The organism is Thermostichus sp. OS-CIW-31 (genome assembly GCF_054060305.1).
The window spans coordinates 40,126-52,165 of sequence record NZ_JBSSDA010000006.1; the positions used below are offsets into that span (position 1 = coordinate 40,126).

The following is a 12,040-nucleotide window of genomic DNA, read 5'->3' on the forward strand; positions in this document are numbered from 1 at the left end:
TGATGGGATCCCCGTCTGCTCTGGTGAAGCGGTTAACAGAGTGGCGTGCCCAAGCCCTGAGGGCGGCAAAAGCGGCTGGGATCCCTGCCGAGGAAGTGGAGATTTTGCTCAGGGAACGGCTGGGGTGGGGGCCGTTGGAGCGGCTGATGGGTCGCGCTCCGGCTGGGGAGGGGGATCCCCTGGAGGAGGTGCAGACCCTTTGGCGGCAAAGGGTGGAAGAGCGCATCCCCCTACAGTACCTGTTGGGCAAAGTTGAGTGGGCGGGCTTGAGCTTGCGGGTGACGCCGGCGGTGCTGATCCCACGCCCGGAGACCGAGCTGCTGGTGGAGCAGGCTTCCCTTTGGCTACAGGCCAATCCTCTGCCGCCGGGATCCTGTTTTGCCGACCTGGGTACAGGCAGCGGGGCGATTGCCATTGCGTTGGCCCATCAGCACCCCCAGTTGCGGCTTCTGGCCGTGGATTCTAGCCCAGAGGCATTGGCTGTTGCGGCAGACAATGTGGCAGCCCACCATCTGCAGGAGCAGGTGAAGTTGCTGCTGGGATCCTGGTTTGTACCTTTGGATCCCTGGCGAGGACGGCTGCGCGGCCTGGTTTCCAACCCTCCCTACATTCCCTCTGCCGAGCTGGCCTCGCTCATGCCAGAGGTGCGACTGCACGAGCCGCGACAGGCTCTGGATGGGGGAGAAGACGGCCTAGCCCACTTGCGGCTGTTGATTCAAGCAGCACCGGATTACCTGGCCCCGAACTCCTTTTGGGCGGTGGAAGTGATGCGAGGCCAAGCCCCTTGGGTGGCGGAGCAGTTGCGAGATAGGGGCTGTTATCGGCAGATCCAAGTTCACCGAGATCTGGCCGGGGTTGAACGGGTGGTCAGCGCCCACTTCGTCGGATAGAAAAGGGTAGGATCCCATAAGATGGGGTATCGCCGGAGCCGGAACTGTCCAAAACTTAAAGCTCCGAGCCCAGAGATCTGAGCACGGATGGGATCCCCTGTCCTTCGCCAGGAGCACTTCTTGAGGGAGCCTTCGCCTACAGCCAAACCCGACCCACCCTTACAGCAGGCCGCCCCTGCCGACGGGCAAGGGGCCGTGGATTGGCAGTTTGCTTTTGAACGCTCTGAGGTGATGCGAGCCTTTCAACAAGAGTTGCTCGTCAGCATCGGCCATGAGCTGCGCAATCCCCTCAGCAGCCAGATGGGATCCCTGCAGTTGGTGTTGTCGGATCTATGTGACTCTCCCGAAGAGGAGCGGGAATACCTTCAAAGTGCCAAAGAGGCGGTAGAGCGCCTGATCAAGCTGCTTGAGGAATACACCCGCCTGGCTCGCCATGACCTGCCCATCCAACCTCTGCGACCGGAACCGACCCGACTACGCCCCCTCCTGCAGGATGTGTACAGCCTAACTCGCCTACAGGCCCAGGATCAGGGCATTCGCTACGAATGGCCGGCCCTACAACCCACCTCGGCCTTTGAGGTGCCCCTTCTCCCCGATAGCCTCACCGTTTGGGCGGATCCCCACGGCTTGGTACAGGCGCTTCTGGGAGTATGTCGCTGGGGCATCCGCACCCTACGCTACGGTTCGATGGCTTTGCACCCCTATCCCACCGCAGAAGAAGAGGGGCGACTGTGCCTGGGGTGGAACCTTGAGGGGCGATGCCATGTGCCCATTCAAACAGAGGGCTGTGCCGTCTGGCGGGTAAGCGAGCGGCTCCTGAGAGAAATGGGAGGCGAGCTGGAACTCTGTGAAAGTGGACTCTACCGGGTTGGCATCAAGGTAACCCTGCGCCTTGCACAGTGAATCTCAGAGCAGGGGGGCTTGGGTTTAGCGGCTTCGCAGACCCGGCCAGTTGGCATCTGCCTTCTCGATCAACCCGGGGATGTCGCGCTCCCAGTTGCGCTGTACCCGCCGGTTGGCGTTCAGGTATAGCTTGTCATCAACAATTTTCCAGGCAAAGGGATCCACCGGGTAAAGGTAGTTGTGGGCCACTGCCCAGGCACAAAACCCGCCGTACTGGGGGGCAAAGCGCTCTGGGTTGTTGCGAAACCGCTCTCGATTGTCGGCGCTGGCAAACCTCCAGGTTACCCCTCCCCACTCCCATTCATACGCTGGGGATCCCTTGACGGGCTTGCCATCGATGAAATAGGCCACCGGGTCATAGCCCCGCAGGGCCAGGCCGTCCGTCGCAAAAAAAGGGCCCGGGGATCCCTCCTCGGCAGCCCCAACAACCTGTCCTTGGGCTGGGAGAGACAGGAGCCAAGCCGGATGAGAAGCAACAGCTCCAACCATCAGCAGCAGCGAGAGCAAAACCCAACGATTTTTGACCATCACGACCTCCCCAATCCTCAATCGAGATAAAAATCTCCTCCACTTCCAGAAAAGCACTGCGCCCTTCCTCTCAGATTCAAAAAGAGACCTGAGAAGACCCTGGCTTCTGCGGACTGGGAACAGTCTGGCCGCAGCGGGGAAATTTGCCTGTGATTTGGATCGGGGAGATCCAATCTAAAAAAAGCTCAACCTTCTCGGCGCAAGGCCAATTCCGCCCGATCCAGTTGCATTAGCACCCGCTCCACCTTTTCGGGGTTGAGAGGCCGGTTGGAAGTGCGGTACTGGGAGGCCAGCGTATTAAACACCGTGCGCAAAGTGGTAAAAGACTGCAGCTTGTCGTAGCGATGGCCGTGGTAGCGCCCAGAAAACTCCTGGATGGCCTGCATGGCTTCCGCTCGCGCCTCCTCTGGGTTCATCAGGGGATCCCCTTCGGAAAGGACGGTGCGCAGGGTTTGGATCAAGGTCATGCTGTCTTCGTAATACTTGCCGGTGAGACGGGCAGCCTGAGCAACTGAACTCCCTGATCCCAGCAAAAGGGCTACAGACAGGAGCAGGCTGACAAGACGCCGAAAAAAAGTTTTGAGCATGGGGAACCTAATGTAACTTATTTTTAAGCATAAGCCACAGCAACACCAGAGGAGTCATCCAAAAGATGCTGTTCACGCCCTTCAGCGACTTTCTGCAGAGGCTAGGCCAGTACGGATCCCATTGGACAATGTTAGCCCTGATCTTGGGGTTTGCCTGTGCTCACAGCGGATTAGCCTACTTGCGGCCCTGGGGGGAAAGCTGGCTGGGATCCCGTCTGTACCGCATCTTCTTTGCTCTGGTGAGCCTCAGTTTGGCACCACTGTTGCTGATCTATTTTTTTAACCATCGCTACGACGGGGTGATTCTCTGGGATCTCCAAGCCGTCCCAGGCATCCGCACCACCGTTACTCTTTTGTCTGCCCTCTCTTTTTTCTTCTTGTATCCGGCCACCTTCAACTTGCTGGAGATCGCCGCCATTCGCAAGCCGGAGATCCACCTGTTTGAGACCGGGATCATCCGCATCACCCGTCATCCGCAAATGGTGGGCCAGGTGATCTGGTGTGTGGCCCATTCCCTGTGGATTGGCTCCAGCTTTATGGTGGTGACCTCGCTTGGGCTCATTGCCTACCACCTGTTTGCCGTTTGGCATGGGGATCACCGCCTGGAGCGGAAATACGGGCAGGCCTTCCGCGATCTCAAGGCGCGCACCTCCGTGATCCCCGGCTTGGCCATTCTGCAGAAGCGACAGCAACTGCGCCCGCGAGAGTTTCTGCGCTGGGCCTATTTGGGGGTGTTCAGCTTTGTAGTGATTCTTTACGCCTTCCATCCACAAATGGTTTCTGCAGCCAGCCGAGTTGCCTGGTAGCATGATCCCAAAGAACTTCTTTAGTTTGGGAGTGATGGCCTTGCAAGTTGCTTTAGATGCTTTTAATCAAGAACTTTTGACAAGTGATGGGTTGGTTTTGGTGGATTTCGGCGCCCCTTGGTGTGGCCTGTGTCGCTTCATTCAGCCGATTACCGACCGTCTCGTAGCCGAGTGGGGAGGGGCGGTCAAAGTACTGCGGGTGAATGTAGACGACAATTTTTGGCTGCCGCGCCGCTATCGGGTGCGCTCTTTGCCAACCCTAATTTTGTTTGAGAAAGGTCAAGAAGTGCAAAGGCTGGAGCACTTCGCCAGCCGCGATGAGGTGCTTCGCCGCTGCGAGCAGTTGTTTCTTGACCACCTGCGCTACCTGGGTTCGGGAGCCTGCTCATCCTCGTTTGAGCCCCAAGCCCCGCCGCCCGGCGTGTAGAGGGTGATCACGTCGCCGGCTTTTAGGGAGCGGCTGATTTTGCCAGGCAAGGGATCCCCGTTGAGGAGGTTGATCCCCACTTGGCCTGGCCCGCCTCCCTGTTCTCCTTGGGGGGCATAATGGCGCCGGTCGGTGAGCAGGGAGAGGGTGCAATCTTGTAAAGTCTGGATGGATCGGATCAGTCCCCACCCGCCCCGCTGTTGACCATGGCCGCCGGAATCCTGGCGGAGCTCGTAGCGCAGCACCCGCAGGGGATACTCCAACTCCAGGGCTTCGATGGGGGTGTTGAGGGTATTGCTCATGCCCACGTGGACGCCATCCAAACCCGGTCGTTGCCGGCTGGCCCCCTGACCACCTCCCAGGGTTTCGTAGTAGGTGAAGTGGCGGTTGCCCAGCACACAGTTGTTCATGGTGCCCTGTCCCTGGGCGATGCTCCGCAATCCGGCCACGGGAGCCAGAGCTTTGAACACCACATCGGCAATGCGCTGCGAGGTTTCCACATTGCCCGCCACCACTGCTGCCGGAAACTGGGCATTCACCAAGCAGCCGGGCGGCGCCACGATCTCGATGGGATCCTCCAGGCCGACATTGCTGGGGGCCGTGGGATCCAACAGACAGCGCAGGGCAAACAACACCGCCGAGCGGGTGACGGCCAGGGGCGCGTTCAGGTTTCCCGCCATGGCCGGAGCAGTGCCGGTGAAGTCCACCCGCAGCTTCTCGCCCTCTACTTCCACCTGCACCCGAATCTCAAGGGGCGCGGGCGGATCCCCGTAGCCCTCCAACCAGTCCTCAGCGGTGTAGATCCCATCTGGCAGAGCCTGAATCTGCGCCCGCATCCGTCGGCGGCTGTATTCGATCACCCCCGCAATCAACTGCCAAGCTTCCTCTTCTCCAAAGCGGGCCAGCAACTCCCGAAACCGGCTCATCCCCACTGCGCTGGCCCCCACCTGGGCCTGCAGATCCCCCCGCCGCTGCTCGGCATTGCGCACATTGGCCAGGATTAGGCGCAGCAGATCCTCCTGCCAGTACAACTCTCCTTCTAGAGAGAGCCCAGCCAGCCGTACCGGCGGGATCACCAGCCCCTCTTGCCAAAGTTCTGTGGAGTCGGCGGGCATGGAGCCAGGGCGCATCCCTCCAATATCAGCGTGATGAGCACGGTTCACAGCATAGGCGCAAATCCGGTCGGGATCCCTCCAGCCGGGAATGGCCGCGACCACCGTAACGTCTGGCAGATGGGATCCCCCCTGGTAGGGATCGTTGAGGAGAAACACATCTCCGGGTCGCGGGTTGGCTGCCACCACCGCTCGCACCGCCTGCGAAAGGGCGCCCAAATGCACCGGGATGTGAGCTGCCTGGGCAATGCAAGCCCCTTGCGCGTCAAACAGAGCTGTGGAGCAATCCCGCCGCTCCTTGATGTTGGCCGAATAAGAACCGCGGATGAGGCGGGCTCCCATCTCTTCGGCAATCCCCGCCAGAGCGTTGGCCATGACCTGCAACCGGATGGGATTGGAGACAGGATAGTTGCTATCCATATCCCTCAAAGCCTACGCCCCAGCCAAACGGCCACCCTGCGGATCCCTTGCCAGAACTGCAAACGACGTTGCCAGCGGGCAAGGGTATGGCGATTCTCGCGCAGACGATCCCGCAGACGCAGCAACTCAGCCGGGGTGGGAGCCAAGGCCTGCTGAGCTGCTTCTCGCCAATCGGCCATGGCCTGCTCTGTGACTCCAAGAGCCGAGCGCAGCTTCAAAATGACAGGAATGAGAGCAACCAAGGCCAAAAACAGCAAGCCGTTGAGGCCGCAAACTGCCCAGACAGCCCATCCCGAACTCCAATTGGCATTCACAGAGAGCTCCGGGTAGGGATCCCGACAAGGCTCACTGCTGCTGCAGCATCAAGGGGCGCAACACCCGGCCATCCCCCACCACAACCACCGTTGACAGCACCTGCTCACCACGGCGGAAGGTAATCGGCACCGATTGGCCTACCGGGGTATTTTGGATGATCTGCTGCACATGTTGCACGGAGGTGACCCGCTGCCCATCCACTCCAATCAAAATATCGCCCTGGGCCAGACCGGCTCGTTGAGCAGGACCATCCTGGAGCAAGCCGACCACCTGCACCCCCTGAACTCGAAGTGCGGGGCCGAACAGACGACGGCTGATGGCGCTCTGGGCTTGCTCGCCGTTCACCGTTTCAATGGCAACTCCAATGAAGCCGTTGCCGACAGCATAGGAGGCAGGCGACCACTGAACCCCGAAGCTGTTGGCGTCGCTGCTGACCTGAACCGTGGAGCCGTGGTGGTTGTAAGCTTCACCCCCAACCGAGTCGCAGGGGTAGGCCACAACTGCATCTGCCAGCAAGAAGGAGATGGGCAGGGCTAGGGCAAGCTTGAACAGATGGGTTGGTTTCTGCATGGTTCGACCCTGGAAACGGTGAAGTAGAAATGAGCTTGAATCCGCGAAGCACTTGGGTGGATGCACCAGCCAGGTGTGGGCAGCTTGCACCGCCCCTCCCTCAGTGATAAACCCAAAATCGCCAACTGTCGATAGGCTTGGCCGTGCTTCTGGGCTGGATCCCAAGGTTTTGCCGGCCTTCCTGTAGCAATTCTTCAAGGTCTTGGGATCCCTGGCAGCACTGGGTTGGCTCGGCGGGGCTCACAAACCGGCAAAGCGATCGGTGGCTTCCAGGAGGGCGGTGCGGATTCCGGGCTCGGTGATGGAATGGCCAGCATCGGGGATCATCCGAAACTCTGCTTCTGGCCAAGCCTGATGCAGCTCCCAAGCAGAGATGGGCGGGCACACCACGTCGTAGCGCCCCTGGACGATCACCGCCGGCAGATGCCGCAGCCGCCCCACTCCCCTCAGCAACTGATCCTCGGGATCCAAAAAACCGCCGTGGACAAAGTAATGGCACTCAATGCGGGCAAAGGCCTCGGCAAACTCTCCCCGACCAAAGCGCTCGATGAGCTCTGGGCTGGGGATCAACTTGCTGGTGCTGGCCTCCCAGACGGACCAGGCGCGAGCTGCCCTCAGCCGTACCTGGGGATCTGGGTCGTTTAGGCGGCGGTGGTAGGCTGCCAGCAGGTCATCCCGCTCTTCGGGAGGGATCGGCTCCAGGTAATGTTCCCAAGCGTCGGGGAAAAAGTAGCCGGCCCCCGACTGGTAAAACCAGCGGAGCTCAAAAGGGCGCAAGAGAAAAATGCCCCGCAAGATAAACCCCAGGCAGGCTTGGGGGTGGGTTTGCCCGTAGGCCAGGGCGAGAGCGCTGCCCCAGCTCCCCCCGAACACAAACCAGCGCTCAATGCCCAGATGCTGACGCAACCTCTCGATGTCTGCCACCAGATCCCAGGTGGTGTTCTCCCGCAGCTCGGCATAGGGGCGACTTTTCCCGCAGCCCCGCTGATCGAACAGCACCACCCGCCAGCGGCTGGGATCGAAATACTGCCGGTAGATGGGATCGATCCCGCCTCCAGGCCCCCCGTGCAAAAACACCACCGGCTTGCCTGCCGGGTTGCCGCACTGCTCGTAGTACAGGGTGTGGAGGGAGGAAACCGCCAGAAAACCTTGATCGTAGGGCTCGATGGGGGGATAGAGATCGCGCGACATAACTTGAAGCTCTGCTGGTCATCACTCTCAGGGTCTGCGCAGGGCAATGGTGGCCTTGGGCGGGATCCCTTCCTGAAAGGTCTCGCCATCCGCGGCCAGGATGACAAATTGCAGCTCCTGACCCGGCTGGGCGCCCAAATTGCTCCAGGGGATGGCCACCTCCAAACAGGCATCCACCACCGCCTTCACTTGATGGCCGATGGCGTGCCAGGTGTGGTACTCCCCTGCCTGCAAGAGCTGGGCTTGCACCTCTGCCGGATGCTGGCCGGTGCCGGGAGGCGGCAGTGACAACCGCAACAGGTGGCGGTAGTGGTAGTTGAGAGGGGCTTCTGCCGGCAACCCCTGCAGGGGAATGGGGCTGTTGACGGTGACGCGGTTGGGATAGAACCACAGCACCAGCAATTGCTTGGGCCGCTGCACCACCGAGTTAAAATCCAGCCGCAGGTAGAGGTTGAAGTGATCAAACCCGTACCAGAGGCGGCGAACGGCGCTGTTGCGGTGCATGGTGCCTCGGGCCGCTCCAATCTCCACCCGCCCCGCTTGGCTCCACTCCCGTTCTGCCGGACGACCGTTGATGGCCGGGTGGATAAACCCCTGCGGCAGGCGATCCCCTAGGCCGTCATGATCCTCCAGGGGAAATTGCAGCACGGTCGGCACCGCCTCTCCCAAAGCAGTGTAGAGCGCCTGCAGGTGCTCCCGAAACAACTGGTCGAAAACGGCATCATGGGCGGAGGAGTGGCCTGCCCCAAACCACCAGAACCAATCGGATCCCTCGGCGGCCCAGAGGGCCTCCCAGGCTTGGGGATTGGCGCGGGGATGATCCTGAATCACCTGACGGGCTTGGGCCAGAAGCTCCCAAGCGCGGTTTTTGACGGGATCCCCAATCCAGGTGGTGAAGTCCGCCTCGATCCAGGAGCCACTGTGCAGCTGCTCTGCCGGCAAAAACTCAGTGGGAGGAAACTGATCCAGAAACTCGGAGACCGTCACCAAGCGCAGCGCCGGGTGCTGGCTGAGGCGGGTATAGAGGTTTTCCAAGAAGGGCCGGCCATCTTGGGGGTAGTACTCCCAGCAGTTTTCCCCATCCAGAGCGATGGTCACCAGCCAGGGCTGCTCCTGGGGCAGGCGGTTGCGGATGCTCTCCAGATGGCCAATGAGATCTTTGGCGGCAGCATCGGCGGGCATGGCGCTGTAGCTGAAGCCGATCAAATCCGAAAGGCGGTGATCCCGAAAGACGATGGCCAGATCCCCCCGCTCGGTTTCCAGGCGGTAGGGGCGGTAGAGCTTCTCCGGCTCCAGAATGTGGCCCTGCCCATCGCGGTGAAACGGTTGACCCAGGCTCCACCCCAAAACCCCTTCGTCGGAGATGATCCACTCAAAGCCCTGTTTTTGCACAATCGGCACAATGGCAGGGCTCACCGATTGCTCGGAAGGCCACAGGCCCCGCGGATCCCGGCCAAAGCGCTCCCGATAGATCTGCTTAGCCCGCTCCAGTTGGCTGTGGACATCCTGCTCCCAGTGAAAGGGGTAGCGAGGTAAGGGCAACCCTGGACGGGCCACCCGTGCCGAGCGCTCGCTCACCAACAGGGGCAAGATGGGGTGGGTATAGGGGCTGGTGGTCAGTTCCAGTTGGCCGCTGCTCTGCAGTTTGGCGTGTTGGGGCAGGATAGCGCCGAGGATCTGTTGTTGCTTGGCGTAGATCCGCTGCCGATCCGCCAGGGTAAAACCGGATCCCATTTTGATCCAGCCCTCAATCTCAGGATCCTCCTGAAAGAGAGGATCAAACCAAGACAGGTTGTGCCAGGCCAGCAGATCCCCGAAGTCCTGCGGAGTCCAGTACTGCAGACACCAGTTCACCCCCTGAGATTCCCGTTGGTTGTAGAGCTGCCGGTAACGGGGATAGGGCTCGATCATGGTGGGGTAGTGGCTGTCGAAAAAACGCTCGACCACAAAGCGCAGTTGATCGGGGCTGAGCTTTTCGACAGGGGATAAGGTCAGTTCCAGGTAAGGATCAAAAGCCGAGCCGGCTACGTACTCTTCGATTTGCACAATCAGGGAGGGCACCAAGTTGACCGTTTGGTGCAGGCGGGGATAGCGCTCCAGCAGCAAGACCAAGTCCAGGTAATCTTTGATCCCGTGTAGGCGCACCCAAGGCATGCGATATTTACCCGCCACCGGACTTTTGTAGAGGGGTTGGTGTTGGTGCCAAACCAGGGCGACGTGCAGCGGGTAGGTCATGGGCGGTACCGGATCCAACCATCACCCGGATACTAGCCCATCTGTCTGGCTGGCGATCGTAAGAAACTCTTGAATGTCTGAGCTCTGCCGGTGTCGATGGCGGTGGGGAAAAGCTTGCCATTCGGCAGATTCCTCAGGAGAATGGCGGCAAATGGAAGAGCTGAGCCATGACTGCCGCTACCCACCTTCTGGAACAGTCGATCGTTGTCTTTTCCCAAAACTATTTGCCCATCAGCCGGGTCAATATCAAGCGGGCAATCGTGCTGCTGCTAACAGGCAAAGCCGAACCGCTCTCGATGATGAATGTGCCGGTGTGGAAGGTGCGCTCCCCCAGCCAGGTCATCGAGGTGCCCGAACATATTCGCCTGACCATCAAGGGCAAAGAGCGCGCTTGGCGTGTGCCCCCTGTGAATCGGCGGGAGGTTTTGCGGCGGGATCACCACACCTGCCAGTATTGTGGCAGCACCCACAATCTGACCTTGGATCATGTCGTGCCCCTCTCCAAAGGGGGATCCCACAGTTGGGACAATGTGGTGACGGCTTGCGAACGCTGCAATCAACGCAAGGGCAACCGCACCCCTGAAGAAGCCAACATGCCCCTGCGCAGCAAACCCCGTGCCCCTCTCCACCCGACGGTGGCTTTTGCGGAGCAGTTCTGGCGCGAACACCAAAGTCGGCAAGAGTGACATCCTCCCGGCGCTCATCCTATGGACAGAGCGCGGGCCACCCTTCCCGTCAGCAGGACGGAGTCCTTACCTCGCGGTCGGGCATTCCTGCCCCACGCCACTTGTCTGGGTCTACAACCCCCGACAGAACAACTGGACAGGCGGTTCCCCTTCCCCAGCCTCCCCCCTAGGCACTGCCAGCTCGCAAAACAACCTCTAATCCACCCAGCACAGTTCCCAAGGCTGAGGCTGAGTCCTGATGCACCCGGTACCGGCATTCAGGGCACTGAGGCCCCCCGACAGCCCAGCTGTTGCTAACCATCCCCCAGCACTTGCAACCGATTTGGCCGCTTCCTTTGGGGTCAACCTTGGCAAAGTCCACCCCACCTTTCCAGCAAACCCACTCCAGAAGGCAGAGAATCTATCCCCAGGCAGCCTCGACGCAATCCTTGGGCAACATCCCCCTTGCCCAGCCCTTGGCCTTGAGGTCTTCCACAAAGATCTTCCACAAAGAAAAGATAGAGAGGGTCTGCCCTCGGTCTCAACGCCAATGGGCCCTCTGGAAATGAAACTCTTGGCAACCATTGGCAATGCCCCGCTGCATCCTGGCAACCTGCAGTGGTGCTCTCTTCCAGTGGCAAGACCCCTGCTGTTTTCTCGCCCCCCTGGGTTGCAGCCTTCTCAGCTGGCCTTGCAGGGCTTTGAAGCCCTTGGGCCGTTCCCAAAAGCGCCCTCTGAAGTCGTCAGGAATTGCTCCAAAACCAGGTCAATCCCCGTCGTCCGCCCGTGAGCTGGTTTGTTGGGAGGCATCTGGATAAGCCCAGTACTTGTAGGTTACCGCCAGCATAAGTAGGCTTTACTACAGATTTCGCTCAGGGGTATGGCGGGGATCCATGTATCCCAGTGCTCACCCTGCGGCTAGAGCATGGGACCTATTGCCCCCGCACCCCCGTTAGTTAAAATTGTTGGTACTAGAACTGTAAGGCACAGCTTCTTCTAGCTTTGTCCAGGTTTGCGGCTGAGCTACAGGTGCTCTGTTGTGGGCAAAGGGAACTTGCACCTCGGCTGCAGCAAGCAAGGTGGGGGTTGGCTTCCTGCTCAGCAGGTTTTGGGAAAGGTTGTAAGTCGGCTCAGAAGAGGACTGGGTGTTTTGGGGCAGATGAAAAGTAGCTTAGTGCAGCTCGATTATCGAGTTTATAAGTTGGCGCGGCTGTTGAGCGAATATTTGGAGTTGGGGAAATGGGTTGCCCTGTCTGCTGGCTCGCTGGGTGAAGAGCCTTCTGGCAACGAACATCAAGCCTGGCTGCACAAATTTTCAGTTTACTTGTCAGAGCAGGCTCCTTGCCCTGGCCTCAAGGATCGGGATCCCGTAAGCTAGGTAGGCCCTCCCC

The 12,040-nt window shown here is 60.0% G+C and carries 13 protein-coding genes; 6 read left to right on the forward strand and 7 right to left on the reverse strand.

Annotated features, from left to right (window positions below):
* Nucleotides 1-2: 2 nt before the first annotated feature.
* Together prmC and ACVWY9_RS05145 are read left to right on the forward strand one after the other, a co-directional pair.
* Nucleotides 3-890 carry a peptide chain release factor N(5)-glutamine methyltransferase gene (gene prmC / locus ACVWY9_RS05140; RefSeq protein ID WP_457387695.1) on the forward strand — a complete coding sequence of 296 codons (888 nt, stop codon included), beginning with the start codon at nucleotides 3-5 and terminating at the stop codon, nucleotides 888-890.
* Nucleotides 891-977: 87 nt separating this feature from the next.
* Nucleotides 978-1,793 carry a sensor histidine kinase gene (locus ACVWY9_RS05145; protein WP_457387696.1) on the forward strand — a complete coding sequence of 272 codons (816 nt, stop codon included), beginning with the start codon at nucleotides 978-980 and terminating at the stop codon, nucleotides 1,791-1,793.
* Nucleotides 1,794-1,817: 24 nt separating this feature from the next.
* On the opposite strand, the gene ACVWY9_RS05150 is transcribed toward ACVWY9_RS05145, so the two are convergent.
* Together ACVWY9_RS05150 and psb27 are read right to left on the reverse strand one after the other, a co-directional pair.
* Nucleotides 1,818-2,321 (reverse strand): YHS domain-containing (seleno)protein, encoded by a 504-nt coding sequence (locus ACVWY9_RS05150; protein ID WP_457387697.1) that lies wholly within the window; start codon nucleotides 2,319-2,321, stop codon nucleotides 1,818-1,820.
* Nucleotides 2,322-2,506: 185 nt separating this feature from the next.
* Nucleotides 2,507-2,908 (reverse strand): photosystem II protein Psb27, encoded by a 402-nt coding sequence (gene psb27, locus ACVWY9_RS05155; protein ID WP_414329352.1) that lies wholly within the window; start codon nucleotides 2,906-2,908, stop codon nucleotides 2,507-2,509.
* Nucleotides 2,909-2,973: 65 nt separating this feature from the next.
* On the opposite strand from psb27, the gene ACVWY9_RS05160 reads away from it, so the two are divergent.
* Nucleotides 2,974-3,714: an NnrU family protein gene (locus tag ACVWY9_RS05160; RefSeq protein ID WP_457387698.1), complete on the forward strand. Its 741-nt coding sequence runs from the start codon at nucleotides 2,974-2,976 to the stop codon at nucleotides 3,712-3,714.
* A gap of 34 nt (nucleotides 3,715-3,748) precedes the next feature.
* Nucleotides 3,749-4,141, forward strand: a complete 393-nt coding sequence (locus ACVWY9_RS05165) for a thioredoxin family protein (RefSeq protein WP_041437173.1) — start codon at nucleotides 3,749-3,751, stop codon at nucleotides 4,139-4,141.
* On the opposite strand, the gene ACVWY9_RS05170 is transcribed toward ACVWY9_RS05165, so the two are convergent.
* The 5 genes from ACVWY9_RS05170 to ACVWY9_RS05190 all read right to left on the reverse strand — a co-directional run bounded on the left by ACVWY9_RS05170 (nucleotide 4,078) and on the right by ACVWY9_RS05190 (nucleotide 9,984).
* Entirely contained in the window at nucleotides 4,078-5,673 is a 1,596-nt protein-coding gene (locus tag ACVWY9_RS05170; RefSeq protein WP_457387699.1) for a hydantoinase B/oxoprolinase family protein, read from the reverse strand. The two genes, ACVWY9_RS05165 and ACVWY9_RS05170, sit on opposite strands and share 64 nt — an antisense overlap.
* Nucleotides 5,674-5,678: 5 nt before the next feature.
* Nucleotides 5,679-5,987, reverse strand: a complete 309-nt coding sequence (locus ACVWY9_RS05175) for a hypothetical protein (RefSeq protein ID WP_414329349.1) — start codon at nucleotides 5,985-5,987, stop codon at nucleotides 5,679-5,681.
* A gap of 31 nt (nucleotides 5,988-6,018) precedes the next feature.
* Nucleotides 6,019-6,558 (reverse strand): PDZ domain-containing protein, encoded by a 540-nt coding sequence (locus ACVWY9_RS05180; RefSeq protein ID WP_238376905.1) that lies wholly within the window; start codon nucleotides 6,556-6,558, stop codon nucleotides 6,019-6,021.
* Between the two features lie 240 nt (nucleotides 6,559-6,798).
* Nucleotides 6,799-7,749, reverse strand: coding sequence for a prolyl aminopeptidase (gene pip, locus ACVWY9_RS05185; RefSeq protein WP_414424630.1), 951 nt, complete (start codon nucleotides 7,747-7,749; stop codon nucleotides 6,799-6,801).
* A 27-nt stretch (nucleotides 7,750-7,776) separates the two neighbouring features.
* Nucleotides 7,777-9,984 (reverse strand): glycoside hydrolase, encoded by a 2,208-nt coding sequence (locus ACVWY9_RS05190; RefSeq protein WP_457387700.1) that lies wholly within the window; start codon nucleotides 9,982-9,984, stop codon nucleotides 7,777-7,779.
* A 167-nt stretch (nucleotides 9,985-10,151) separates the two neighbouring features.
* On the opposite strand from ACVWY9_RS05190, the gene ACVWY9_RS05195 reads away from it, so the two are divergent.
* Both ACVWY9_RS05195 and ACVWY9_RS05200 read left to right on the forward strand, forming a co-directional pair.
* Nucleotides 10,152-10,670, forward strand: coding sequence for an HNH endonuclease (locus tag ACVWY9_RS05195; protein ID WP_414350223.1), 519 nt, complete (start codon nucleotides 10,152-10,154; stop codon nucleotides 10,668-10,670).
* A gap of 1,138 nt (nucleotides 10,671-11,808) precedes the next feature.
* Nucleotides 11,809-12,027, forward strand: a complete 219-nt coding sequence (locus ACVWY9_RS05200) for a hypothetical protein (protein WP_457387701.1) — start codon at nucleotides 11,809-11,811, stop codon at nucleotides 12,025-12,027.
* Nucleotides 12,028-12,040: the final 13 nt, after the last annotated feature.